General features: G+C 46.8%; 29 protein-coding genes. 10 read left to right on the top strand and 19 right to left on the bottom strand.

What is annotated here, in order from left to right; all coding sequences use genetic code 11:
• Nucleotides 1–7: 7 nt before the first annotated feature.
• Nucleotides 8–1,009 carry a glycosyl transferase family protein gene (locus tag FTT89_RS08295; RefSeq protein WP_180172826.1) on the top strand — a complete coding sequence of 334 codons (1,002 nt, stop codon included), beginning with the start codon at nt 8–10 and terminating at the stop codon, nt 1,007–1,009.
• A 73-nt stretch (nt 1,010–1,082) separates the two neighbouring features.
• Here FTT89_RS08295 and FTT89_RS08290 read toward each other — a convergent pair whose 3' ends face one another.
• Entirely contained in the window at nt 1,083–1,352 is a 270-nt protein-coding gene (locus tag FTT89_RS08290) for a YeaC family protein (protein WP_005179016.1), read from the bottom strand.
• On the bottom strand, nt 1,352–2,260 hold the full coding sequence (locus FTT89_RS08285) for an NAD(+) kinase (RefSeq protein ID WP_005179018.1): 909 nt from the start codon (nt 2,258–2,260) through the stop codon (nt 1,352–1,354). Before FTT89_RS08285 ends, FTT89_RS08290 begins: the two co-directional genes overlap by 1 nt.
• Nucleotides 2,261–2,449: 189 nt before the next feature.
• On the opposite strand from FTT89_RS08285, the gene mrcB reads away from it, so the two are divergent.
• Both mrcB and FTT89_RS08275 read left to right on the top strand, forming a co-directional pair.
• The gene (gene mrcB, locus FTT89_RS08280) at nt 2,450–4,852 is read left to right on the top strand and encodes a penicillin-binding protein 1B (protein WP_016659172.1); all 2,403 of its coding nucleotides are present in this window, start codon (nt 2,450–2,452) and stop codon (nt 4,850–4,852) included.
• Nucleotides 4,853–4,868: 16 nt separating this feature from the next.
• Nucleotides 4,869–5,423 (top strand): hypothetical protein, encoded by a 555-nt coding sequence (locus tag FTT89_RS08275; protein ID WP_104470304.1) that lies wholly within the window; start codon nt 4,869–4,871, stop codon nt 5,421–5,423.
• Here FTT89_RS08275 and FTT89_RS08270 read toward each other — a convergent pair.
• Complete coding sequence (locus tag FTT89_RS08270; RefSeq protein ID WP_180172825.1) at nt 5,420–6,343, bottom strand: thiamine phosphate synthase; 924 nt, start codon at nt 6,341–6,343, stop codon at nt 5,420–5,422. The genes FTT89_RS08275 and FTT89_RS08270 overlap by 4 nt on opposite strands.
• Before the next feature lie 138 nt (nt 6,344–6,481).
• Between FTT89_RS08270 and hemP the strand changes: the two genes are divergently transcribed.
• A complete protein-coding gene (gene hemP / locus FTT89_RS08265) occupies nt 6,482–6,652 on the top strand; it encodes a hemin uptake protein HemP (protein WP_016659175.1) in 171 nt (56 codons plus the stop codon).
• A gap of 117 nt (nt 6,653–6,769) precedes the next feature.
• Here the strand turns inward: hemP and FTT89_RS08260 are convergent, their stop codons facing one another.
• From FTT89_RS08260 to FTT89_RS08245, 4 genes are all read right to left on the bottom strand, one after another.
• Nucleotides 6,770–8,110 (bottom strand): HAMP domain-containing sensor histidine kinase, encoded by a 1,341-nt coding sequence (locus FTT89_RS08260; protein ID WP_160242992.1) that lies wholly within the window; start codon nt 8,108–8,110, stop codon nt 6,770–6,772.
• Complete coding sequence (locus FTT89_RS08255; protein WP_180172824.1) at nt 8,111–8,776, bottom strand: response regulator transcription factor; 666 nt, start codon at nt 8,774–8,776, stop codon at nt 8,111–8,113.
• A gap of 118 nt (nt 8,777–8,894) precedes the next feature.
• Entirely contained in the window at nt 8,895–9,251 is a 357-nt protein-coding gene (locus FTT89_RS08250; protein ID WP_005179042.1) for a NirD/YgiW/YdeI family stress tolerance protein, read from the bottom strand.
• 112 nt (nt 9,252–9,363) lie between these two features.
• Nucleotides 9,364–11,121 carry a GspE/PulE family protein gene (locus FTT89_RS08245; protein WP_180061398.1) on the bottom strand — a complete coding sequence of 586 codons (1,758 nt, stop codon included), beginning with the start codon at nt 11,119–11,121 and terminating at the stop codon, nt 9,364–9,366.
• Nucleotides 11,122–11,312: 191 nt separating this feature from the next.
• Here FTT89_RS08245 and FTT89_RS08240 point away from each other — a divergent pair, with 191 nt between their 5' ends.
• Entirely contained in the window at nt 11,313–12,578 is a 1,266-nt protein-coding gene (locus tag FTT89_RS08240; RefSeq protein WP_035363234.1) for an MgtC/SapB family protein, read from the top strand.
• Here the strand turns inward: FTT89_RS08240 and tsaA are convergent.
• Entirely contained in the window at nt 12,565–13,284 is a 720-nt protein-coding gene (tsaA, locus tag FTT89_RS08235) for a tRNA (N6-threonylcarbamoyladenosine(37)-N6)-methyltransferase TrmO (RefSeq protein ID WP_180061432.1), read from the bottom strand. The genes FTT89_RS08240 and tsaA overlap by 14 nt on opposite strands.
• A gap of 105 nt (nt 13,285–13,389) precedes the next feature.
• Between tsaA and FTT89_RS08230 the strand changes: the two genes are divergently transcribed.
• Nucleotides 13,390–14,169, top strand: coding sequence for a ferredoxin--NADP reductase (locus FTT89_RS08230; protein ID WP_005179053.1), 780 nt, complete (start codon nt 13,390–13,392; stop codon nt 14,167–14,169).
• A 54-nt stretch (nt 14,170–14,223) separates the two neighbouring features.
• Here the strand turns inward: FTT89_RS08230 and FTT89_RS08225 are convergent, their stop codons facing one another.
• The 3 genes from FTT89_RS08225 to FTT89_RS08215 form a co-directional block, all read right to left on the bottom strand.
• Nucleotides 14,224–14,409, bottom strand: coding sequence for a hypothetical protein (locus FTT89_RS08225; RefSeq protein ID WP_016659181.1), 186 nt, complete (start codon nt 14,407–14,409; stop codon nt 14,224–14,226).
• Nucleotides 14,410–14,430: 21 nt separating this feature from the next.
• Nucleotides 14,431–14,685: a hypothetical protein gene (locus FTT89_RS08220; protein WP_016659182.1), complete on the bottom strand. Its 255-nt coding sequence runs from the start codon at nt 14,683–14,685 to the stop codon at nt 14,431–14,433.
• Nucleotides 14,686–14,904: 219 nt separating this feature from the next.
• Nucleotides 14,905–15,525 (bottom strand): cation transporter, encoded by a 621-nt coding sequence (locus FTT89_RS08215; RefSeq protein WP_180061397.1) that lies wholly within the window; start codon nt 15,523–15,525, stop codon nt 14,905–14,907.
• A gap of 74 nt (nt 15,526–15,599) precedes the next feature.
• On the opposite strand from FTT89_RS08215, the gene FTT89_RS08210 reads away from it, so the two are divergent.
• Nucleotides 15,600–16,025, top strand: a complete 426-nt coding sequence (locus FTT89_RS08210) for a MerR family DNA-binding protein (RefSeq protein ID WP_005179057.1) — start codon at nt 15,600–15,602, stop codon at nt 16,023–16,025.
• Here FTT89_RS08210 and arsH read toward each other — a convergent pair.
• Genes arsH through FTT89_RS08190 form a run of 4 tightly spaced genes read right to left on the bottom strand, consistent with a single transcriptional unit; the run spans nt 16,006 to nt 18,558 of the window.
• The gene (arsH, locus tag FTT89_RS08205; RefSeq protein ID WP_034598177.1) at nt 16,006–16,710 is read right to left on the bottom strand and encodes an arsenical resistance protein ArsH; all 705 of its coding nucleotides are present in this window, start codon (nt 16,708–16,710) and stop codon (nt 16,006–16,008) included. The genes FTT89_RS08210 and arsH overlap by 20 nt on opposite strands.
• On the bottom strand, nt 16,710–17,759 hold the full coding sequence (arsB, locus tag FTT89_RS08200) for an ACR3 family arsenite efflux transporter (RefSeq protein WP_168400317.1): 1,050 nt from the start codon (nt 17,757–17,759) through the stop codon (nt 16,710–16,712). The genes arsH and arsB overlap by 1 nt, the downstream gene beginning before the upstream one ends.
• Before the next feature lie 3 nt (nt 17,760–17,762).
• Entirely contained in the window at nt 17,763–18,236 is a 474-nt protein-coding gene (locus FTT89_RS08195) for an arsenate reductase ArsC (protein WP_180061396.1), read from the bottom strand.
• A 4-nt stretch (nt 18,237–18,240) separates the two neighbouring features.
• The gene (locus FTT89_RS08190) at nt 18,241–18,558 is read right to left on the bottom strand and encodes a metalloregulator ArsR/SmtB family transcription factor (protein ID WP_005179068.1); all 318 of its coding nucleotides are present in this window, start codon (nt 18,556–18,558) and stop codon (nt 18,241–18,243) included.
• 84 nt (nt 18,559–18,642) lie between these two features.
• Between FTT89_RS08190 and arsC the strand changes: the two genes are divergently transcribed.
• The 3 genes from arsC to FTT89_RS08175 all read left to right on the top strand — a co-directional run bounded on the left by arsC (nt 18,643) and on the right by FTT89_RS08175 (nt 20,865).
• Entirely contained in the window at nt 18,643–19,071 is a 429-nt protein-coding gene (arsC, locus tag FTT89_RS08185) for an arsenate reductase (glutaredoxin) (RefSeq protein ID WP_180061395.1), read from the top strand.
• Nucleotides 19,072–19,215: 144 nt separating this feature from the next.
• Nucleotides 19,216–20,607, top strand: coding sequence for a tRNA 5-hydroxyuridine modification protein YegQ (yegQ, locus tag FTT89_RS08180; RefSeq protein ID WP_163141632.1), 1,392 nt, complete (start codon nt 19,216–19,218; stop codon nt 20,605–20,607).
• Between the two features lie 3 nt (nt 20,608–20,610).
• On the top strand, nt 20,611–20,865 hold the full coding sequence (locus FTT89_RS08175) for a YfhL family 4Fe-4S dicluster ferredoxin (protein WP_180061394.1): 255 nt from the start codon (nt 20,611–20,613) through the stop codon (nt 20,863–20,865).
• A 135-nt stretch (nt 20,866–21,000) separates the two neighbouring features.
• On the opposite strand, the gene ahpF is transcribed toward FTT89_RS08175, so the two are convergent.
• The 4 genes from ahpF to FTT89_RS08155 all read right to left on the bottom strand — a co-directional run bounded on the left by ahpF (nt 21,001) and on the right by FTT89_RS08155 (nt 25,667).
• Nucleotides 21,001–22,566: an alkyl hydroperoxide reductase subunit F gene (ahpF, locus tag FTT89_RS08170; protein WP_005179083.1), complete on the bottom strand. Its 1,566-nt coding sequence runs from the start codon at nt 22,564–22,566 to the stop codon at nt 21,001–21,003.
• 200 nt (nt 22,567–22,766) lie between these two features.
• Nucleotides 22,767–23,681, bottom strand: a complete 915-nt coding sequence (locus tag FTT89_RS08165) for a hypothetical protein (protein ID WP_180061393.1) — start codon at nt 23,679–23,681, stop codon at nt 22,767–22,769.
• Nucleotides 23,682–23,724: 43 nt separating this feature from the next.
• A complete protein-coding gene (locus FTT89_RS08160; protein WP_168414376.1) occupies nt 23,725–24,858 on the bottom strand; it encodes a toxic anion resistance protein in 1,134 nt (377 codons plus the stop codon).
• A 20-nt stretch (nt 24,859–24,878) separates the two neighbouring features.
• Nucleotides 24,879–25,667: a tellurium resistance protein gene (locus tag FTT89_RS08155; protein WP_104470294.1), complete on the bottom strand. Its 789-nt coding sequence runs from the start codon at nt 25,665–25,667 to the stop codon at nt 24,879–24,881.
• Nucleotides 25,668–25,881 lie beyond the last annotated feature (214 nt).

Raw genomic sequence — 25,881 nt, 5'->3', positions numbered from 1 at the left:
CAGTTACATGAGCACAAAAAGAAACATTTATAAAGACATTGAACATCCTTTTGCCCAGTACGTACGTATTGTGGGAAAAGGCAAAAATGGTGCACGTTCCCTCACCTATGAAGAAGCCTATCAGGCCTTTTCCATGATCCTGAAACAGGAAGTACTCGATGTTCAGCTCGGTGCTTTTTTGATGCTGCTGCGGGTCAAGGAAGAATCGGTCGATGAACTGGCCGGCTTTGTTCAGGCCACCCGTGACCAGTTGCAGTTTAAAGCTTTAGATGTAGATCTGGACTGGTCCTCCTATGCCGGGAAACGCAAACATTATCCGTGGTTTTTACTGGCCGCGCTGACTCTGGCCAAACAGGGTTTTAATATTGTCATGCACGGCGCTGCTGGGCATACCATTAACCGGGTCTATACCGAACAGGTGCTGGAATACTTAGGCTATCCAATCTGCCAGTCAGATACGGAAGTCGAACAGCAATTACAGCAGCGTCATTTTGCCTATCTGCCTTTAGACGTGATTTCTCCGGTGCTGGCCGATTTGATTGCACTACGGAATGTAATGGGCCTGCGTTCACCTATTCATACTCTTGCCCGGCTGATTAACCCCTTTAATGCCAAAGCCACCGTGCAGGCCATTTTCCATCCGGCCTATCGCAGTTCCCATCAACAGTCGGCGTTTAAACTGGGCTATCTGAACAGTGCGGTGATTAAAGGTGAAGGCGGCGAGTTTGAACGGAATCCGGATGCCAAAACCTTAATTTGTGGTATCCGTAACGGCGAGCTGTATGAACATGAGTTACCAAAGCTCACCAACAACCGCAGCCCGATTGAAGAAGAGCTGGACCTGGCGGTATTTAAAGCCGTCTGGAAAGGCCAGCAATCGCATGAGTATGGTGAAGTGGCGGTGGTGGAAACCATGGGCATTGCGCTGTATACCATGGGCGTCTGCGACAGTTTTGCAGCAGCCATGGACAAAGCACAGCAGTTCTGGGCTGCGCGTTTAAATCCTTAAGCCATAAAAAACTGCCAATAAAAAAAGGTAAGCCGCGGCTTACCTTTTTTGCATGAATCTGCTGCGTTAAAGTTTAAATAAACTTGATTGGCTGGAAATCTTCATTTTTGTGATGATCATCATCACATTGTTCACCTTCTTCCTTGGTGCCGCGGTCAATATAACCGCTGCGTTCGGTTTCCGGTAAATGCTGGATTTCCCAGGCATACACGGCCTGCATACAAATTTCGCGCTGCTCTTTAGTCAACGCCACGCCATTCGGCCATTTACCAATCTCTACCGCGGTTTTTAGTCGACCAACAATTTCAGGATTGAGTACGGCCAGCATCTGTTCAATATTCATCATAAATCCTGCTGTTGCAAAGAATCAAAATCTTGGTTCCAGCCGAGCTTGGTACGACATGCCATATAGAAGTCATAACCCGGTGGATGAAGTAGGTTTAACTTATAGGGATGCTTGCGGATATGCAAACTGTCCCCGACACTGAGTGAAACACTGTGCTGACCATCGGCACTGACCATTGGCAAGACACGGTTTTCACGAATCTGGATTTTAATTTCACTTTGTCCACCCACCACAATCGGGCGTGAAGACAAGGTATGCGGATGCATCGGCACCAGCACAATCGCATCCATACTCGGATGCACAATCGGGCCACCACCAGACAAGGCATAGGCAGTAGAACCAGTAGGCGTGGATACAATTAAACCGTCACTGTGCTGACGATAAACATACTGACCATCAATATTCAGGTCAAAATCAATCATGTGTACCGATTTACCGGAATGCAGCACCACATCATTTAAAGCCACCGCTTCATAAATGACTTCACCTTTGGAGCGCACTTCCATTTCCAGCAGGAAACGGCGGTCCAGCTGAAACTCGCCTTTTAACACCTGATCCAGCTTGAAGATGACTTCCGTGGGTTTAATGTCGGTCAGGAAACCTAAACGGCCACGGTTTACCCCGATGACCGGCGTATTGTATTTGACCAGTGCGCGCGCTGCATGCAGCAACGAGCCATCACCGCCGACCACAATCACCAGATCAACCACTTCGCCCAGTAAGGCGCGGCTGACGGTTTGGGTATTCGGATAAGGGACCAGTTCTGCTGTTTCTGCATCGAATACCGGATGCAGGCCTAAATTCAGCAGATGATCATGAATTAAACTGAGCGTTTCTACGACCGAAGTTTTGCCAGGACGTCCAATCAATCCGATATTACGAAAGTTCTTGTGTGAAATTTGCACCTACGACATCGCTCCGCTACGATCCGTTGACTATAATAGCACTAACCCGAATGTTTTAAAAAAACTTTAGAAATCTGAATCCAACCGTTTTTTCTCCTCGATTGGCCGCTTCATTCACAGATTAAATATTGCAAATTATGTAAAAGCTTCGCATGATTAGCCTAATTTCTTAGGGTTTTATTGCGATTTATGAAGTCTGAACGTGGCATAGGTATTATTGCACTTCTATTTTGTATACTGGTGATTGGGGCATTTCTGGCATTAAGTATCTACCTGATTCGATTAGATAATATTGTTAGAGATAAATTTGAAGGACAGCGCTGGGACATTCCGGCCAAGGTCTTTGCTCGTCCGCTGGAAATCTATACCAATGCACCGCTCAATAAAGCCGATTTCGTGCAGGAATTAAAACTTTTAGGCTATAAAAGCGCAGAAAGCTATAACAAAACCGGCAGCTATGTCGATGCGGGTGATACCTTGTTTGTACATACCCGCGGCTTCGATTTTGGTGAAAGCGTAGAACCGGAACAGGTGCTCAAAGTCAGCTTTGCCAATAACCAGATTGCTGAAGTCAGTGCAACCAAACCATCGACTACCGGTATTGCCCGTTTAGAGCCAATGCTGATTGGCGGGATTTATCCGCAGCACAATGAAGACCGGGTGCTGATTAAACTGAACCGGGTGCCAAAACCGTTAATTGAAGCCTTAATTGCCACCGAAGACCGTAATTTCTATCTGCATCATGGCGTGTCGATTCGCGGGACTGCGCGTGCCATTGTCAGCAATATTACCGGCGGGAAACGTCAGGGCGGTTCGACCCTGACCCAGCAACTGGTGAAAAACTTTTATCTGACCCCGGAACGTACATTAAAGCGTAAAGCCAATGAAGCACTGATGGCGATGCTGATTGAGCTGCATTATGACAAAGATGAAATTCTGGAAGCCTATTTAAATGAAGTGAACCTAGGTCAAAACGGCAACTATTCTATTAATGGTTATGGCCTGGCCTCACAGTTCTATTTTGGTCTGCCGCTACGCGAACTGAATATTTCCCAGCAGGCTTTTCTGGTTGGTCTGGTGCAGGGACCGTCTTTATATAATCCATGGCGTAATCCGGAAGCGGCAGAAAAACGCCGTAATATTGTACTGAACAATATGCTGGTGATGGGCTATCTGACGCAGGAACAGTATGAAACCGAAACCGCGCGTCCGTTAAATGTGATTGCCAAACCGACCATGGGCCCTGCCCGCTTCCCGGATTTTCTGGACATTGTGCGTCGTCAGTTACGTGCTGAATATCAGGAAGGTGATCTGACCAATCAGGGACTACGGATTTTTACCACTTTAGACCCAATTGCACAGACCAAAGTACAAAGCGCATTTAAAGAATCAGTAAACCGTCTGGCCAATGCCAATCCGCGCCGTTTAAAAGATTTGCAAGGGGCGGTGCTGGTGTCCCATCCTGAAAATGGTGAACTGGTGGCTGCAGTCGGTTCTACCCAGGACTTTACCGGCTTTAACCGTGCGCTGGATGCCAAGCGTCAGGTCGGCTCGCTCTTGAAACCGGTCATCTATTTAAGCGCACTAGAATCGGGTCGCTATAACTGGGCCAGTCCGGTACAGGATACCGAAATCAGTATTCCATCTGCCGGCAAGTCATGGACACCGCGTAATTACAGCGGCAGCGAACATGGCGTAGTCCCGATGGCGCAAGCGCTGGCCAATTCCTATAACCTGTCGGCGGTACGTTTGGGTCAGGAATTTGGTCTATCGACCTTCCGTAACCATCTGATTAAATTTGGCGTCAGCAGCGAAAATATTCCACAGTATCCGTCCATTTATCTAGGCGCGGTCGATTTATCACCTATGCAGGTGATGAATATTTATGGCAACTTTGCCACCGGTGGGTTCCAGTATCCAACCAAAGCCATTCGCGCGGTGGTCGATTCTAATGGTCGTCTGCTCGAGCGTTATGGCCTGTCAGTACAGCAGACCATTGAACCGTCTGCGGCCTATATGCTGAATTATGGCCTGCAACAGGTAATGAGTGCAGGAACCGGACGTGCAGCCTATAACAGCCTGTCCAGCGATTTAAAACTGGCCGGTAAATCGGGCACCACCAATGATACCCGCGACTCCTGGTTTGCCGGTTATTCGGGTAACTATTTAAGCGTGGTCTGGTTAGGGCTGGATGATAACAAAGTCACCGGTTTGACAGGTTCATCGGGTGCCCTGCCGGTGTGGAGCAATGTGATGCGTCAGCTGCGCCAGAAGCCGGTGAATCTACGCCAGCCGGACAGCGTACAGTGGCACTGGATTGACCGTGACTCTGGTCACTTGTCGGCTCAAGGCTGTGCTGGTGCGATGTATATTCCGATTTATCGCAATCATGTGCCGCGTCAGGCCACCGCCTGTGGTTTACCGCATTATCAGGTTGAGCCGGTTTACAATCCGGATACCGAATATTACCAAGCTGTACCTGAAAGCAGTGACAGTATCGAGAATTATATCCAGGAAAGTGAAGCCGAGATGGAAAGACAACTTTCCGAAAATGATGCACGCATCATTTCAAGCGGCAGTTATACGCAATAAGTGGACCCTTAATTAAATGACCTTGAAATATCTGATCTTGGGGATGGGACTGGCTGGACTGGTGGGCTGTCAAAGCCTGCCGGAATCCAAGCCGGCACCGCAACCGGACCAAGAAAAAACGACTGAACGAAAAACCATTCGCACACCCACCGGCGTGGTGATTCATCCTTATGAACAGGAAGAAATTCAGCGCAAGAAATTACAGGTCGTGGTTCCTGAACAAAAAGTACAGCAGCGTTTTGAAGATGGCCGCTCTTTACCAGCGTTTAAGAAACTGATGCAGCAGACCCAGACGGCTTATCGTCAGGGACAATGGGCGCGTGCCGAAGCTGCCGCCTTACAGGCACAGCGTCTGGCACCGCAATCGGCTGAAACCTATATGTATTTAGGGCTAGTGGCGAACCAGAAAAAACAGCCAAAAAATGCAGAAGCCCTGGCCCGTCGTGGTCTGAGCTATGCACAAACACCGGCGATGAAACGCCAATTATGGCTGATTATTCAAAAAGCCGGCCAGCTACAAAACAATAGCCGTACCGTGCAACAGGCACAGCAAGCGCTGAAACAGCTTTAGGCTGAAGCGCTATCCAACGCATCCATAAAGCGGATTCCAGCGATGCCATAAGCATTGTGTTGCTGGGCCTGTGCCAAATCCTGCCGATGCATCCCGCCTAAGGCAAACACCGGAATATCGACCTGTTTGGCCCAGTCCTGAAACTGTGCCCAGCCTAATGCTGGAGTATCCGGATGGCTGGCTGTTGGCAGCACCGGACTTAAAATTGCAGCATCACAGCCAATATTCTGCGCATGTTGTAAGGATTCCAGATCATGACAAGCGGCAATATAACGCTGACCAGCCTGCAGGCTGCCCTTGTGCAATTGCAGACATTGTTGCTGCTTTAAATGGATGGCAGCGACCGAGACCTGCTGCACGCTATTCAGCTGCTTCCACAGTTCCAGATTAACAATTAATGATTTTAAACAGCCAATATTCTGCTCAGCCAGTTCAATACTGCGTTCCGGTGCCGGTGCGACACGCCAGTACAGCAGTTGCTGGGTATCCGGGGTATCCAGACAGTTTAAGTCTTCACTAATTTTGATACATTCAGGCCAGTAGAGGCGTTGCAGCATACGCTGGTTGGCTTGCGGGAAATTCAAACGAGCCAAATCCTGCCGTTTATACCAGGTCCACGGTTGCTGGATGTCTGAGAGCAACGCCGCCGGCACAAAGGCATGGAACACATGCAAATTGACAATCACATCTTCATATTCATGCCGGATAAAATCAAACTCATGCCACTGGATCAGGTCAATGCCTACTTCTTCGCGCACTTCACGGCGACAGGCCTGCACTGGCGTTTCATGCTGCTCTACCTTGCCGCCGGGAAATTCGTGCTTATTGCCCTGATGCTGTTTGGCTTCGCGCCAGCCGACCAGGACCTGGGTCTGATGCAATAAAATCCCAATCGCGATATGTAGATGTGGCTTTGACATGAAACGTCCTGTTTTTGAAATATGAGCAAGTGTAAGCAAATTTATACTTTTTATAAATTCCCCAAATCAAGCGTTGACAGATATATTTGATAATGATTATCATTTATATCGTTCAACATACACCACGGAGTCGAAGGAATGAACGCACCATTTAGCCTGTTTAGCCGTAATGCAGATCAACAGCATGCCTTACCAATGTTACATTCTAATAACCTGTTTGCTCTCGGTCGTGAAATTCGCATCATGCATGCCGGAGAAGAATACCGCCTACGCCTTACCCGTAATAATCGCCTTATTCTCACCAAATAAGAACAACATCTGAATAATAATAATCGTGGGAAGCAGCAGTATGAATCAGCGCATACTGCTTTTTAACTGCCCATGCGTATCTCAAGATTGAACTCAATGTTGTTATTTTCGATTTTGTTATTTTTGCTTCACACCGGGCAAACTCAGTTCCACCAGTAAACCGCCTAAAGCTGAACGGCTAAACTGCAATTGGCCCTGATGCAGGCTGATAATCTTTTTACAGATCGAAATACCAAGACCACTGCCTTGGGTTTGTGTGCCCAGTGCCCGATAAAAACGCTCACCCAGACGTTGTAACACCTCATCACTGATCTGTTGACCATTATTTTCAATACACAGCTGCACCTGTTCAGCATCACCATTGATACTGACCACCACCTCACCCTGTTGCGTGGCATAGCGGATGGCATTGTCGATCAGGTTACGGATACAGGTATATAGCAATTCCGGATTGGCCTGAATGATCGCCGGTTGTAGCTGCAAGCGCGGTTTAATCTGTTTTTCCAGACTAAACGGTGCCAAGGCCTCCAGCACATCCAGCACCAGCTTTTGTAAATCAACCTCGGTTATAGGCAAGTCTTGTAGATGTGCCGGGTCTAAACGCGCCAGTAATAGCAGATTCTCCAGTACCTGAGTGCCGCGGTTGACATCGCGTTGAATCTGGGCCAGATCTTCCGCTAATTGCGGTTGATCCTGATATTTGCGTTTTAACACCTGCAAGCGCATTTGAATGGCAGAAAGCGGCGAACGCAGTTCATGTGAGGCGTCAGAAGTAAAACGCTGCTCGGCTTCTAAAGAATGTTCCAGCCGGCTAAGCAAACGGTTTAACTGCTGCACCATCGGCTGTAATTCCAGTAATTCTGGCTGGGTACTTTGTACCGGACTCAGGTCCTGCACATGCTTTTGCGCAATTTGCGCAGACAAAGCCTGTAAAGAGCGGAACTGTTTACGAATAGCAAAATGTACAATGCCCCATTGAATCAGCCACAATAAAATTAAAATCGCGGCATAGCCCAGACCTGTGGCCCAGATTTCCTGGAAACGCACATTCATTTTCTGGGTCATCAGTACGCTTAAATCATCATCACTGGCCACATAAACACGCCATAAACGCTGATTCGCCCAGACAAAGGAAAACCCCTCTTCCTGCTGTGTGATTGTAGCTGGTGCTAAGGGAAAATCTTCCGTTTCGGTCAAGGTCTGCTGACCCAGTCGCAGCTGATAATGCATCTTGAACTGTTCAGTGAGTTCATCGACCTGCTCGCCAGCGCCACTGCTAATATCCTGCAATAACAGCATATCGGCCGCTTCATCCATGATTTCATCTTGCAGCTGCATGGTCTGATAAATTGACACGGCAAACAGCAGCACCAGTGCCAGCAGGCCGGCAATCATGGAACTCAGTACCGAGGTTTTGACCAGGGTTTTCTGTAAAGAAACCGCACCCGTTTGCTTCATTTACGCCTGTTCCTGCTGCATGCGATAGCCCAAACCGCGAATGGTTTTAATTAAATGGCTGCCAATTTTTTTACGCAGCTGATAAATAAACACTTCAATGGCATTGCTTTCAATTTCATCACCCCAGGCATACAGCGATTCTTCCAGCTGCTCCCGGGTTACCACATGCTCGGGCTTTTGCATTAATTTATACAGAATCTGAAATTCCTTGGCGGTTAAATTCACCGCGTGGCCATCCTGGGTTAAGGTTTTGGCTTGAGTATCTAACAGCAGATTGGCAAAACGGATCTGATGATCGGGCTGAGTCTGCCGGGTGCGTAACTGGCTGCGCACCCGTGCTGACAGTTCTTCCAGACTAAAAGGCTTGACCAGATAATCATTGGCGCCTAAATCCAGTCCATCGACCCGGTCCTGAATCCTGTCTTTGGCGGTAATAAAAATCACCGGGGTATCCAACTGTTTACGGCGCAAAGCGGTCAGAATTTCATCGCCGGTATTGCCCGGCAGGCCACGATCCAGCAGCACACAATCATAGTGATGCTGCTCAATGGCCAAAATGGCATGATTGCCACGCTCGACCCAGTCGACGTTATAACCGTCCATTTCCAGCCAGGTTTTAATACTTTCTGCCTGAGAGGCGTCATCTTCTGCCAGTAAAATACGCATTGGTTCTACTCTAGCTTTTTTTACATCATGCCTGATTTTTCACAAGATTCAAAAAAACCACATGCATGGAGCATGTGGTTTTGTGTGGAGCTGCAATCAATCTGATTAAAAGGTCGGCTTAGAAACGAACCTGCTCGACATCAATTTCAACACGTTTAGAAGGTTTATAATCAATGTCCACTTCACCGGTAATCACCACTGGAGTTTTGGCAGAAATCGCTTTACCATTCCACAGGTCATCATCAATATCTACTGTGATGGTGCCAGTGCTGTCGCGGAACTGGTATTTTTCATCACCAATGGCTTTTACGATATAACCTTTCAGCTGAACATTGCTGTCATCTTTCATGGTTAACGCCTGTTTCACCGTGGTTGCTTGCGCCAGTGCAGACTGGTTCACTGCGGTATCTGCAACAGCAAATGTAGTTGCGCCCACTAGACCTGCAGTTAAAAGTGCTTTTGAAAATAGGTTCATCTGTCTTTCCTCATTCAGTGTTGTTCGTTTCGATGTAGTCATTAAAACAAAGCAAGATGAGCTGAATCTTAAGATTTCCTCATATTCAAAAATTTTTCACTTTTTTTGGGTTTTAGTTTAACGGTACCACCCGCAGTACTTCTTCTAAGGTGGTAATACCGGCCATGACTTTACGCGCCCCGGCAATCCGTAGTGGCTCGATGCCTTCTTTTTTGGCCTGCTGGCGTAACTGAGTCAGATCAGCATTGGCACCTATCAGCTGTTTGGTGTCCAGACTCAGCGGCATAAACTCATAAATCCCGATCCGGCCTTTATAGCCGGTCTGACGGCAGGCTTCACAGCCCACCGGCTTATAAACTTTTTCCGGCATCTCCATGACATAGTCAAACGTCAGATGTTCCCATTCATTGGTATTAATCATGCCTTCCTGTTTGCAATGCGGACACAGCTTGCGCACCAGACGCTGCGCCAATACCCCCAGAATGGTGGCTGCAGTTAAAAAAGGCTGCACACCTAAATCATGCAAACGGGTCAGACTGGACGGCGCATCATTGGTATGCAAGGTCGATAACACCAGGTGACCGGTTAATGCCGCTTGAATGGCCATATTGGCCGTATCCTGATCACGAATCTCCCCAACCATAATAATATCCGGGTCCTGACGCATCAGCGCGCGTACACCATCGGCAAAGCCCAGCTCAATGCCCTGATTGACCTGCATCTGGTTAAAGCTCGGCTCAATCATTTCAATCGGGTCTTCAATGGTACAGACATTGACTTCATCGGTGGCCAGCTGCTTCAGTGATGAATACAGCGTGGTGGTTTTACCGGAGCCGGTCGGCCCCGTGACCAGAATAATACCATGACTATGACTGGTCAGACTTTGCCAGCCCTGTAACAGACGTTCTTCAAAACCAAGCTGCTGGAAGCTGCGTACCAGCACTTCCGGGTCAAAAATACGCATCACCAGTTTTTCACCAAAGGCTGTCGGTAAAGTCGAAAGACGCAATTCGGTTTCCTGCCCTTTGGGAGTACGGGTTTTTAAACGGCCATCTTGAGGTTTGCGTTTTTCTGCCACATTCATGCGACCGAGAATTTTAATCCGTGAAATGACCGCAGTTAAGGTATTGGCCGGCATGTTATAAATGGTATGTAGTACGCCATCAATCCGGAAACGGATTTTCCCCTTGTCTTTACGTGGCTCCAGATGAATATCACTGGCACCCTGTTCAAAAGCAAACTGCAGCACCCAGTCCACCAGTTTAACAATATGCTGGTCATTGGCATCGGGGTTTTGGGTATCGCCCAGCTGTAATAAGGCTTCGACACCTTTATTTTCACGGTCATGTGCTGCGGCTTTTTGTGAACCACTGACCGCACGACTGACCTGATAATATTCTACCAGATAACGCTGTAACTGCTCTGGACTCAGCAGCACGCGCTGGATTTTACGCGGCAATAAACTGTGTTCTAAATTGGCGACCCAATCGGTCATAAACGGCTGATCGGTGGCAATGAACACCGCATCGGGCTGAATCTCTACCGCCAGAATTTTATTGCGCAGGGCAAATTCCAGGGACATCACCGCGGTTAAAGCGGCCACATCGGCCTTTAACGGATCAATCACATAAAAAGGCAGCTCGGTCTTTTCTGCCAGCCACTGACATAAACGGTTCAGTGTCAATGTGGTTTGGGGATGTTGCTGATCGGTCAGGTTAAAATGCGCAATCCATTGCAACGGATGCCATTTCAGCTGCTCACGCTGGCGATGCGTGGTCTGTACCAGCATTTTATCGCGTTCGCTGATCCGGCCATCTTTTAATAATTGCTCTAAACACCAGGTGGTATCAATTTCAAAATTAAAATTCATTGTTTTTGTTCCCCCAACATCAGCACACTATAGCAGAGTTTATTTTTCCCGCCTGCCTTTGCCACTGGAAAATCTGCTACTGATGCGTCTCAAGCGCAGCTCCTGCAAATTAAACATACAGTTCCGCATAGCAATCTTCACAGAATCAATTATATGATGGAGACGTCGCCCCACTGCCGCGGGATATAAAGATGGAATTTTTAACTGCCCCTTCAATCTTGAGTACCTCTTTTCAGGAGCTGATGACCATGCTTGCAGCCGCACTCGGCTGTGGCCTGTTAATTGGTCTGGAACGTGAACGCAGCAAGCACAATGAAGCCAACCATCATTTTGCCGGGGTGCGCACCTTTGCCGTGTGTGCCTTGCTCGGTGCGATCTGCTTTTTGCTAGGGCCAGTTTTTGGTATTGTCGGGGCTGTGATTATTGGCGGAGTTGGGCTGTTTTCGCTTAAAAATCAGGTTGAAGACCCGGGTGCGACCACCGAACTGGCCTTTATTATGACCTATTTTATTGGCGCGCTCTGTTTGTGGAATATTCCGTTGGCGGCTGGTCTGGCGGTTATTTTAACCGGTCTGCTCATGACCAAACACCTGATGCACGGCATTGTCAGCAAATGGATTACCGAAGCAGAGCTGCGTGATGGTCTGTTCCTGCTGGCACTGGTTCTGATTGCCCTGCCTTTGACGCCAGATACCCCCTTATGGGGCAATGTGCTCAATCCTTATGTGATTTTAAAACTGCTGATTCTGATTTTATCGGTACAGGCTTTGGCGCATATCGCCAAGCGCCTGCTGTCCACCAATAATGCACTGATGCTATCCTCAATTGCGTCCGGCTTTGTGTCCAGTACCGCCACCATTGCCAGTTTAGGCATGGAAGTGCGTTCCGGCCGCGGCGATGCCCAGATTAATGCGGGCGCGGCGCTCATGTCCTGCGTGGCGACACTGTTGCAGATTCTGATTATTATTGTGGGGATTAATCTGTCCTGGTTTAAGGTATTTGTGGTACCGAGTGCAGTGGCGATTATGATTCTGGTGGCGGTGGGTTACTGGCTGCTCAGAAAAAATACCGGCTCACAGCAAAAAGCCAAAGAAGCCGATAGCCGCATGTTTAGCCTCAAAGAGGCCGCGATTATTGTGGTCACGCTCACCCTGATTCAAGCCATGGTCTACGGACTGGATCAGGCACTGGGCAGCACCGGTTTAATTGCCGGAACCTTCCTGGCGTCTTTATTTGAAATTCACGCTGCCGCTGCCGCGGTAATTACCCAAGGCTCGCCCAGCAATTTAACCCTGTTTTATGCGCTGATTTTGGGTCTCGGTGCACATGCACTGGCCAAATGCGTGAATGCCTTTTTAATTGGCGGACCACGCTTTGCCTTGTATTTTGCACCGGCCCAAATTCTGCATATGGCGGTGCTGATTGCGATGGCTTATTTTATGTTTAAGCCGGCTTAAGCGCTAACATCTGAATCAGCACCTGATCTGGCTGTACTAGAAATCCGACATCAATATTGGCAAAGTGCATTTTATAGAGCCGGGTTTCATCCTCCTGATAAGCCGGACGCGGGTCTAAAGACAACACCTGTTCCAGCTCACTCAGCATCTGCGCGCTAATTTTATGCTGCTGCAACAATTGCTGTTTTTGTACAGCGGCCTGCTCTGTCCACACCACCTGTTTACGTTCAGGCTCATCCTGCGCATAGCCACTTTGCGCCTCCATGACCGCATCAGAATACTGGATATAAGGCTTGATATCTAAAATCGGTGTACCATCGAGTAAATCACTCCCGGTCACATAAACCCGTACTGCCTTGCCGACTTTTTTCACCTGTTTTAATTGCACCACTGACAAGCCTACCGGTGACGGCCGGTACATACTGCGTGTCGCAAATACTCCAATTTTCTGGTTACCACCCAAACGCGGCGGCCGCACCTGAACACGGAATTTTGTCTGCTGCTGGTTTTTATTGTCATGAAATTGCCACAGCAACCACAAATGACTAAATGCTTCAATGCCCTCAAAGGCCAGCAAATCGTTATAAGGTTCCAGCATGTCAATATAGGATTCGACCTGAACCAGATTCGGCTGCCGCGGGATGCCAAACTTTTCTTTATAAGGAGATTTCATAATCCCGATAATGGGCAAGGTCAGATCAGTCATAATCACTTTTTTTGATAAGCTCAATTAAATATATTCAGTTTATCGAGTATGAATTTAGATTAGAATAGCAACCTGTTCTAATTTGATAATTTATTGAGACCTTTAATGGCTGCTTTTAACGTCGAAAAGATTACTCACGTCCACCACTGGAATGACACTTTATTCTCTTTTAAAACGACTCGTGACACTGCACTGCGTTTTAAAAACGGTCAATTTGTAATGATCGGTCTTGAAGTGAATGGTAAGCCTTTGATGCGTGCATATTCGATTGCAAGTGCCAACTATGAAGAAGAGCTGGAATTCTTCTCGATTAAAGTGCCAGATGGTCCATTAACCTCGATTTTGCAAAAAGTTAAAGTGGGCGATGAACTGCTGGTTTCTCGCAAACCAACCGGAACTCTGGTACTCGATGACTTAAATCCGGGTAAAAACTTATACCTGCTGTCTTCAGGTACCGGTCTTGCACCGTTCCTGTCGGTGATTCGTGATCCGGAAACCTATGAACGTTTTGAAAAAATCATTGTTGTTCATGGTACACGTTATATTTCTGAACTGGCGTATCAGGACCTGATTCTGAACGAAATTCCAAACCACGAATTCTTCTCGGAACTGGGCGCGAAAGAAAAACTGGTTTATTATCCAACGGTAACACGTGAAGATTTCCATACTCAAGGTCGTGTCACCACTGCAATTGAATCTGGTCAATTGTTCGAGAAAATCGGTTTACCACGTTTTAACCCGGAAACTGACCGCGCGATGCTGTGTGGTAGCCCAGCCTTCCTGGATGATGTTGCTGCGCTGCTTGATCAACACGGATTAAAAGAATCACCACGTATGGGCGTTTTAGGCGATTACGTGATTGAACGTGCATTCGTGGAAAAATAAGCTTTTCCATAGCAAAAAAACCGGTCAGATTGACCGGTTTTTTATTTCTCTAATTTAGCGAGTGCTACGCCCTTCCTGATTAGCATGCCCTTCACAGTGAGCACCACCGCCAATAACAAAACCTGTTTGTGCTTCACATGAACCAATCATACGGCCATTTGAATCATAGGTCGTCACTTTTGAGGCACAACCTGTCATTAAAATAGCAGCAGTTAGCGTGATTAAATTAAAAAATTTCATGATATTACCCCTCTAAAAAAATTAATCGTGTTGCAATGTAATCTGGTTGGACTTCGGCACAGACGGTAATAGACCGGTGTGTTCATCAATTTTGGAATAATCTACGCCCTGTAAATTCGCCCCACCATAACAAACGGCTTTTGCACCTAAAATAAAACCTTGTGTCGCCACACAGGAACCGATCAAATTTCCTGCGGTATCATAGGTCATAACTTTAGAACTACATCCCGCCAATGCCACGAGGCTGACGATAGAAAACAATTTAATTAGTTTCATTAAACCCTCAATTCACAAATACTAAAAACTCAGTAAATAATTTGAATTATCTTTTAAATACATAAATTTATGCTTCATTCTAATAATATGTTAACTTTTGTAAATAGCTTTTTGCATCAAGATGAAATTTTCTTTTTTGAATACAAATCTGTCATGGATCAACAAAAAAGCGATCAACGCCTAAAATTACTCGCGTTGATCGCTTCAGTTATACTCCTATTAAGCGGAGGTGGTCGCACTCATCTGTCTCTCCGCCCAGGCTTTTTTAATCACCTGATAACCCGCAGTTAAACCCAGCCCCGCCATAATCACCGCGACAATAATATCCGGCAATAAACTGCCCGTTCCAAATACACCGACCGCAGCCAGAATCACCGCGACATTGCCAATTGCATCATTACGGCTACACAGCCAGACCGATTTCATATTGGAATCGCCATCACGAAAGCGATACAGAATCACGGCTGCCACCACGTTGGCCACTAAAGCCAGTCCACCAATTACCCCCATGGTAATCGCTTCCGGGGGAATGCCCTGCATATAGTTATAGACCGTTTTGACCAACACCAGACAGCCAAATGTGGCCATGGTAATACCTTTTAATAAAGCCACGGTGGCACGCCAGTACAGACTCATCCCCAGCACAGCCAGTGAAATGGCATAGTTGGCGGCATCGCCAAAGAAATCCAGCGCATCGGCCCAGAGTGCTGCCGAATGGGCATACATCCCGCCAAACAGTTCCACCACGAACATCAGCAAATTAATAATCAGGGCAATCCAGAGTGCAGTACGAAAACGGCCATCGGGTGTGACCGGTGCAGGCTGACATTGACAGGCCATAAAGCCTCCTGTTGCATTTTTCTATGACTGTATTATGCTCATTAGAAACTATGGTCTAACTCCAAGGTCAAGTCATGGCACATTATCTGATTCGGGATTTGGTTAAAAAAACCGGTCTGAGTGCAGACACGGTGCGTTTTTATGAAAAGAAAGCGCTCATCCAACCCACCTTAAGGGCCGAAAATAATTATCGTTATTATGATGATGACACCTTAAAACGGCTAATTTTTATTAAACGTTGCCGCGCACTGGATTTATCCTTAAAAGAAATTGAAACCCTAATTGCACTGGAACAGCAGCCTGATCAGGACTGTCAGGCGGTAAATGAACTGCTTGATCATCATTTAGTACAAATCGAAAGCAAAATTGCTGAGTTACAGCATTTTCAGCTGCAACTGCAGCAATTACGGCAGTCTTGCAATGCCCGAACCACCATCGACCATTGCCAAATTTTAAAACAGCTAGAGGCGGATGAAACGCCTAAATCGACTTCTGATTAACCCGTTTCGACAGTTCCGCAGCCGATTCCTTACGCTCGGAATAACGGTTGGTCAGATAGCTGGCCTGCCCGCGGGTCAATAAAGTGAACTTGTACAGCTCTTCCATGACATCGACAATCCGGTCATATAAGGAAGAGGCTTGCATACGTCCGGCTTCATCAAACTCCAAAAAGGCTTTCGGAATCGAGGACTGGTTCGGGATGGTGATCATCCGCATCCAGCGCCCTAAAATACGCATCTGATTCACCGCATTAAAGGATTGCGAACCACCACTGACCTGCATCAGCGCCAGAGTTTTACCTTGGGTCGCACGAATGGCACCGGCAGCTAAAGGAATCCAGTCAATCTGTGCTTTCAAAATAGAACTCATGGCACCATGACGTTCCGGGCTGCACCAGACCATGCCTTCTGCCCAGGCCAGCAATTCATGCAATTCCTGAACTTTAGGATGTGAAGCATCGCCATCTTCCGGCAATGGTAAACCTTTGGGATGGAAAATTTTAACTTCGGCACCGAAGTGCTCCAGAATCCGGCCGGCTTCCATCACCGCCAAACGGCTATAGGAACGTTCGCGGTTTGAACCATACAGCAATAAAATTCGCGGCGGATGCGGCAATGCTCTGGCCTGAACCTGCTCAAAACTCGGCTGTTCAATTAAGTCTACATCAAGATTGGGAAGTGACATCATCCACCTGTTCCATTATAAAATTTACGTTTCAGCCACAGCGAGACACTCACCAGGGCAATTAACACTGGCACTTCCACCAGCGGGCCAATAATGGTGGTAAATGCCACCGGTGAGGTCAGACCAAAGGTTGCAATCGCCACCGCCAAAGCCAGTTCAAAATTATTGCCGGCCGCGGTAAAAGAAATGGCCGTGGTACGTGGATAGTCATTGCCCATCCACTTGCTCATCAAGAAGCTGACAAAGAACATCAATACAAAATAGATGGTCAATGGAATGGCAATGCGCAGTACATCCATAGGTAACCCAACCACATCGGCCCCTTTCAGGCTAAACATGGCGACAATGGTAAACAGCAGCGCCAGCAGGCTAAGTGGACTGATTTTGGGAATAAAACGCTGCTGATACCAGTCCAGTCCTTTGTTTTTCACCAGAATCAGCCGGGTCAGAAAGCCCAGCAAAAACGGAATGCCCAGATAGACCAGCACCGCATGGGTAATGGTCCAGAAACTGACATCAATCACCTGACCGGCCACACCAAAATAAGGCGGTAACACACTTAAGAACAACCAGGCATAGGTACTGAAAAACAGAATCTGGAAAATACTGTTAAAGGCCACCAGGGCAGCGACATACTGGTTATCGCCACAGGCCAGATCATTCCAGACCAGTACCATGGCAATACAGCGTGCCAGTCCAATCAGAATCAGGCCAGTCATATATTCCGGATAATGCTGCAGGAAAATCAGTGCCAGTGCGAACATCAAACACGGTGCAATCAGCCAGTTTTGTACCAGCGACAACAGCAGCGTGCGTTTATCCTGAAAAATTTGCGGTAAAGCGGCATAGTCCACTTTGGCCAGCGGTGGATACATCATCAGAATCAGGCCAATAGCAATCGGTAAATTGACATTGCCCATGCTCATCTGGTCCAGACTGCTCGACACCTGCGGGAAATACAGCCCAATGCCAATCCCGAGCGCCATGGCAATAAAAATCCACAGTGTCAGATTGCGGTCTAAAAAGGAAAGTTTACGGGTGCTGGCCATGACTTACTCGATATGGGAAATATTGTTGATGGCAGCAATCAGTTCGGGACGGGTCATCTGTTCAGGCTGTAACGCAAACAGTGCATCCAGACGCTTGTTGATATGCGCGACTGTTTCTAAAAAGGCCTGCAACTTGGCCGCTTCCGGCAAATCCAGATGCGATGGATCGGCAAGTCCCCAATGCGCTTTAATCGCGCCGCCCAAATACAAAGGACAGGCTTCTTGGGCAGCCGCATCACATACGGTAATCACCACATCGGGCTGATACTGCTTACAGTCATCAATACTTTTACTGGAGAGCCCTTCAGTCGACAGGCCCAGATTTTCCAGCGTCTTTAACGTCAGTGGATGGACACGACCGGTCGGTTTGCTGCCGGCGCTATAGGCTGTCCAGCCTTCTGGAGCACGACTGTTAAATAACACTTCAGATAAAATGCTGCGGCAGCTATTTCCGGTACATAAGAAGAGGAATTTCATGGTTTTACTCACAATAACTTGAAAGCGTTGCTGTCAGCGAATTCATCGGACTGACATCTTGCTCCGCGATAATATTCAGCACACTCACTGCCCACTCGGGTAAATCTGGATTCAGGCGGTAATACACCCACTGCCCCTGACGCTGGTCCAGTAAAACCGATAAATTTCTCAGCAAAGCCAAATGACGGGAAATTTTAGGTTGGCTTAAATTTAATGCCTCGGTCAGCTCGCAGACACAAATATTCTGTTTGGCCAGCACCAGTTTCAAAATATCCAGACGGGTCGGATCGGACAGGCATTTAAAAAAATCAGTTTGATTCATACAGCTTCCCCATATTTATACTTGCGAATATACGTATATCCATATATAAAAGCAATATCCCTCTTTTACCTGAGTTTTAGCACTATGGCGGCTCCAATTAAAATCTTTCACAATCCTGACTGCGGCACTTCACGCAACACTTTGGCCTTAATTCGCAATACTGGACAAGAACCTGAAATTATTGAATATTTAAAAAATCCACCAACAGCCGAAGTGCTGGCCGACATGATTCAGCAGGCCGGTTTAAGCGTACGCGAGGCGATCCGTCAAAATGTAACGCCGTATGAAACCCTGCAACTGGCCGAGCGTGATCTGAGCGATGCAGAACTGATTGCTTTAATGGTACAACATCCGCTGCTGATTAACCGTCCTTTTGTGGTGACTGAACGCGGCGTTAAAATGTGCCGACCTTCTGAACTGGTGCTGGATTTATTGACCCAGCCGCAGCTCAAGGCCTTTCGTAAAGAAGATGGTGAACTGGTGATTGATGAACACGGTCAGCGTGTCAATTAACCGTTTTTCCTCTCGCCTGCTGCCGCTTATCTCTCAGCGATAACAGGCTGAGTGCCTGATAATCCCGAGTTTTTTACTAGGTTGAATCGAAAAATTTTATCCCTACAATAAAGCCACAATTTTTTTATGCCTTTTTGATTGATCATGCATCTTCATCCTGTTACCGAACTTCTCTCTCCTGCCGGTTCTTTAAAAAATATGCGCTATGCCTTTGCCTATGGAGCAGATGCCGTGTATGCCGGGCAGCCGCGTTATAGTTTGCGTGTCCGGAATAACGAGTTTGATCATGACAATCTGGCCATCGGCATTCAAGAAGCACATGAATTAGGCAAAAAATTCTATGTGGTGGTCAACATCCAGCCGCATAACTCCAAACTGAAAAACTTTATCCGTGATCTTGAGCCAGTCGTGGCCATGCAGCCTGATGCGCTAATTATGTCTGATCCGGGCCTGATCATGATGGTGCGTGAACACTTCCCGCACATGGACATCCACCTGTCGGTACAGGCCAATGCAGTCAACTGGGCCACGGTCAAGTTCTGGAAAAATATGGGCTTGACCCGGGTGATTCTGTCGCGCGAACTGTCCATTGACGAAATTGAAGAAATCAAAACCCAAGTTCCCGATATGGAAATTGAGGTCTTTGTACATGGTGCCCTGTGCATGGCCTATTCGGGCCGGTGCATGCTGTCAGGCTATATGAACAAACGCGATGCCAACCAGGGTGCCTGCACCAATGCCTGCCGCTGGGAATATAAAGTGCTGGATGCCGCCGAGGATGAAACCGGCGATGTAATTCCGGTAAAAAATCTGGACGCAGGCTGTTGCTCGCAAGATGCCGATGCGCTCCACATGCAGGCACAGCACCAGTTTAATGAACCGGTACTGCTGCAACGTAATGAAGAAGATATGTTTGCCGCCGAAGAAGATGAGCACGGCACCTACTTCATGAACTCCAAAGATTTGCGTGCGGTACAACACGTAGAACGTCTGACCAAAATTGGCGTACATTCACTGAAAATTGAAGGCCGTACCAAATCCTATTTTTACTGCGCCCGTACCGCACAAATCTACCGTAAAGCGATTGATGATGCTTTAGCCGGCAAACCGTTCGATCCATCCTTGATGACCCAGCTCGAAGGTCTGGCCAATCGCGGTTATACCGAAGGTTTCCTGCGCCGCCATGTGCATAGCGAATATCAAAACTATGAAAATGGTTCATCCAGTTTTGATCATCAGCAATTCTGCGGCGAAGTGCTGGAGCGCAATGGCGACTACATTAAAATTGATGTCAAAAACCGTTTTGTCGTGGGTGATTCTTTAGAACTGATGACCACAAAAGGGAATATCAGCTTTATCCTCACCGAAATCAAAGACAAAAAAGGCAATTCAATTGAGGAAGCCAAAGGCTCTGGTCATATTGTGGAAATTCCGGTCCCGGCTGATGTCGATATGCGCTATGCCCTGCTAATCCGTAATTTACCGAACTCCACTGCTGATATTTCAGCATCATCCTTGGCCTATCAGGCAGGTTAACTCATGGCGCTGCTGATTACCGATAAATGCATCAATTGTGATATGTGCCTACCCGAATGTCCGAATGATGCCATTTATGAAGGCGACAAAATCTACGAGATTGATGTCAGCCGCTGCACCGAGTGCGTCGGTTTTTATGATCATCAAACCTGTGTTGCAGTGTGCCCGATTGAATGTATTGTGCCGCATCCTGAACACCGGGAAAGTCCGGAAGAACTGACTGAGAAGTTCAAGCGCTTAAACTTGCTTCATTCCTAAAACTGGGGTACAACAAAAAAAGGAACTGAGCTGTTAGCGATCTCAGTTCCTGTAAAAAAACAATAACTATTTTTTGATATTTTACCGCATATAGGGCCTGGGTATTGGGGAACTCAGGCCCTATTCTAATTTTACTTACTGTCCAGAACGGATGATGTAATCAAAGGCAGATAATGATGCTTTGGCACCTTCACCAGTCGCGATGATGATCTGTTTGTAAGGAACAGTAGTACAGTCACCCGCCGCAAATACACCTTTGACGTTGGTTTCGTTGCGGTCATTAATCACAATTTCACCACGGTTGCTCAGCTCAACTGCTGTTTCTTTCAAGAAATCGGTATTTGGTAACAAACCGATCTGTACAAAGATCCCCGCCAGTTCAACCGTATGCTCTTCATCCGTTGCACGGTCTTTGTATTTCAGCGCTGTCACTTGTGAACCATCACCGACCACTTCTGTCGAAAGCGCATTTTTAATCACTGTGGTATTTGGCAAGCTGTTTAGCTTGTCTTGCAATACCTGATCCGCACGTAACTTGGTATCAAACTCTACTAAGGTCACATGCTCAACAATACCCGCCAAGTCAATCGCCGCTTCTACACCCGAGTTACCCCCACCAATGACTGCAACACGTTTGCCTTTGAATAAAGGACCATCACAGTGCGGGCAATACGCCACACCACGGGTACGGTATTCTGCTTCACCTGGGACATTCATCTCTCTCCAGCGTGCACCGGTTGAAAGCACCACAGTTTTCGATTCCAGCTTGGCACCGTTTTCCAAGGTCACTTCAACTAAACCGTTGGCTGTTTCATCTGCACCTTTAATGTCAGATACACGTTGTAGGTTCATGATGTCGACACCGTATTCACGTACGTGTGCTTCCATTTCAGCGGCAAATTTTGGACCTTGGGTTTTCTTGATTGAAGTGAAGTTTTCAATGTCCATGGTGTCCATCACCTGACCGCCAAAACGTTCCGCCACGATACCGGTGTTAATCCCTTTACGTGCTGCATAAATCGCTGCAGTGTTTCCAGCAGGACCACCACCAATCACCAGTACATCGAACGCAGCTTTGGCATTCAGCTTTTCTGCTTCTTTGGCTGCAGAGTTGGTGTCTAATTTGGCAATGATTTCTTCCAGTGTCATACGACCCTGACCGATGTGGTTACCGTCCTGGAATACCATCGGTACCGCCATGATCTTACGTTCTTCCACTTCATCCTGGAAGAATGCACCATCAATCATAGTGGCAGTAGTACCCGGGTTATAGATGGCTATCAGGTTCAATGCCTGCACCACGTCTGGACAGTTATGGCAGCTTAACGATACGAATACATCGAAATCCGATTGGATACCCAAGTCTTTAATAGAAGCCAGCACTTCATCAGACACTTTTGGTGCATAGCCTGAGGTTTGTAACAATGCCAGAATCAAAGAAGTAAACTCATGGCCCATTGGCAAACCTGCGAAGAATACACGCGGCTGTTCACCGGCTTTGGCGACACCAAAGCTTGGTGCACGTTTGTTGTTACCATCGAAGCGTGCAGTCACCTGATCAGACAGGGCGGCAATTTCAGTTACCAGTTCTTTGATTTTGTCTGATTTGTCAGAGCTATCTAAAGTGGCCACTAATTCGATTGGACCTTCAAGGCGTTCTAACAAGGCTTTTAATTGGGCTGTGGTATTTTGATCTAACATTGCTAACGTCTCCTAAGGAGTCAAATTTTTCAATACCGCTATCATAGGCCAAATTTAAAAATAGATAAAACAGTTTGTTTTTATATTAATGATCGTTTTTATAAATCATTGTCTTTTATGGATGGATCAATCTAAATTGTAACAACGCGATAAAAATCATCTACCAGAAAAAGACTCCCACAGGAGCCTCATCATCAGCATTAAAAAATCCGCTGCTCAATTCTTAATGCCCGCTTTTTAAAACTTTGTGCCAACACAAAGAAAATCAGGCTGAAAATGGCTGACACAATCGCCGCTGCAATCACCAGAATCTGTACAAACTGGCTTAAACGCTCAGCTTGAACCACCTGTTTATTTACGCTTTCTGCCATTGGGGTCAGGGTTTTGCCATAAACCTGTTGCTGCATTGACCAGAGCTGTTCCGGTTTAAAGCCATATTGAATAAAGTCCGGATTCTGCTGCTCGGCTTTCACCAGATTCAACACATGCGGAATAGCTGCGGCTTTATCCGGTGGTTGATGCAACAAAGCGGTTTGCGCCAGTAAATAGGATTTGACTGGAGTATCCAGCGGTGCATCTGCCAGATAACGCGCTAGCTCACTTTCTGCCAGCTGCTTGTCGTAATAGACAATTTTTTGCTGCGCATCATAGTCATCATTTTTCAGGTCATATTGCAGATAGGTCAGACCTGACCACAGCATGATAAAGGCAATTAACCAGCCGACAAACTTCAGGATAAAGGACTGAAAGCGCACATAGAAAAAGCGGATTTTCTTGAGACAATGCACCACAAAAAAGGCGCCAATAAACGACAGCAATAATTTCAGAAACAGCCAGCCAAACCAGGACAACAGCCCCAGAAAATAATCCGGTTGCTGCTCTAAAATCGCCAGGTTTGCATCAACAGTTAAAGGAATGTGCAGCTGTTCGACCTGCGTGGTCAGGCCAAAAAAGCCATAGACAAAATCTTGCTGTACAAAAAAAGCAATAATGGAGGCAATGAACACCGTGCTGGAGGTTATACCCAGCAACATCAGATTGCGCTGGCGCTTTTTCAGCGCCAGCACACCGCTATTGATGTGCTCGGTCGGTACCGCATAATCATCTAAGGGCAATGTATTCTCCTTACGTTTGCAATACTCCCGAGCCAGAGTTTACTCAGGAAGGATTGGAACCGCTCGAACTTGATTCAAGCACCAGATGATTCAGGTTATCTTGCAGCACACGTAAACGCGTGGTTGCTTCGGCACGCTTTTGCATTCCCTCTTTTTGCACCTGAATCACATCATTGACTGTTTTAATGAGGGTGTTTTGCACATGTTCAAGCGTTTCAATATCAATCACTGAACGCTGGTTGGCTTTGGCGGTATCGACCGAGTTCTGATGTAACAGGTCGGCATTACGGCGTAGCAGCTCATTGGTGGCATCATCAATACTGTTGGCCAGCTGCACACTGTTCTTTTGCTCATTTAAGGAAATTGCCAGACTAATCTGGTTTTTCCAGGCCGGTAAGGTAATGTTTTTAATTGCATAAAACTTGTCGACCAGCATCAGGTTATTGGACTGGATAATCCGGATCATTGGCAGGGTCTGCATGGCCGATTGCTGCAACACCTGTAAATCACTGACGCGTTTTTCCAGATTATTGGCCAGATGATTTAAATCATAAACTTTCTGGGTGGTACTCTGGTCCTGTTCCTGGGTGGTTAACTGGCCAATCTGCTGCTGGATTTCCTGCTGCTTGAGCTGGCCAGCGGCAATATAAATCCCCAGCTGTTTATATTCTTCCTGCACGCCTTCAAACATTTTATCCAGAGTATCGACCCGGGTTTTTAAGCCGTTTTGCGAGGTTTCAATTTCCTTGACCAGTACATCAATCTGTTCTTTGGTGCTGTTAAAGTGCTGGTCAAAATTCTGCTTGGCACCTTTAAACTTGCTGATCAGGCTGCCAAAAAAACCGGAGCTTTTCGATTTGTTGAGAATACTGCTGGTATTTAACTGCTGCGCCACCTGTACCACCTGATTCAGCTTTTGCCCGGTCGCATCCAGATCTTTATTCTGCACCAGATGAAGCAGTTCATCAGTATAAGTCGAAGTTTTGGTGGCAATATTTTTCCCATATTCCGCCACCGAATTATGGCTTAAGTCGGCCAGTTCTTTACGCGCGGCCATGACCTCATCGAAATCGGATGGCTGCAAGCCAATTTCCTGTAAATTGAGCGCCTGGAATTTCTGCTGATTTTCTTCGGTTGTGGCTTCCACCACGGCATTTACCTGTTCAGGATGGGTCATACGTCACCTTATATTTGATTCTATTTAGAGCTGTTTTCGAGTGATTTTTTTAGCGTTTTAATCAGATTTTCCCGACTATTATCAAGCTTTTCCAGCTCACTTGTCGAGCTGCTTTGCTGACTTTGTTTGACATGATATTGCCAGGCCGGAATCAGCACCTGCTGCGCTTCCTTAAACCGGTCCAACAAGGTAAATGACAGCTGCTGGCTCAGCTGCATCTGGGTAATGGCAATATCATTACTCGCCTGCAGTGTGCGCAGTGTATTTATTTTTTTAGATAATCGTTCCGAGAAGTTATCTAAAGGATGTTGATGTTTCACAAAACTCGGATATTCAGTCAAAAACTCCTCAGCGGCCACTATATGCTGCGCCATCTGCTCTCTTAAGCCACGTAACTGCTGAAAACGCGCCTGGGATTTCTGAATTTCAATCTGTAATTTCTGGCTTAAATGATTGGCCTGATCCAGCAAGCGGTCCAGCTTTTTATAATACTCCACCTGGCTGGAACCATATTCCAGATCAATCCCCAGCCATTTTTGCAGTGCATTAAATTTGCGTTTTTTCAGATATTTTTTGGAATCCGCCAGCATGCGAATTAGTTCTTCAATGGTTTGACTGAGCTGCTGGGTCATGTGCGGATCAATCCCGTTTAACAGCACTGCCTGCGACTGAATAAGGGCATCGGCATAATGATTTAATTTGTACTGGTCATTTAATACCGGCACCAGCTCATGACGCTTGATCGAGAGAATGGTATCCCGGTTCAGCTCCAGCTCTGTTAATGGTTCTAACACATCTATTTGCGGCATAACATCATCAGCTTGATCAAATCATTTTTTATACTAAGACTTTTATATAAAGCAAGCTGTAGCTTTTTGCAAATGCAGTAAAAGCGGAATATTTAAAATTAACAATATTTTACTGATCAATGACAGAGAGTGAATCCTCTCCTTTTCGCGCATACTTATCAAATTTTTAAGCCAAACTGCAAAGACACAAAAGCCCTCAACTGAGGGCTTTAAT

The organism is Acinetobacter sp. YH01025 (assembly GCF_013420185.1).
Taxonomy (GTDB): domain Bacteria; phylum Pseudomonadota; class Gammaproteobacteria; order Pseudomonadales; family Moraxellaceae; genus Acinetobacter; species Acinetobacter indicus.
The sequence above is the reverse complement of the archived record's forward strand: the minus strand, read 5'-3'. Positions and strand labels throughout refer to the sequence as shown.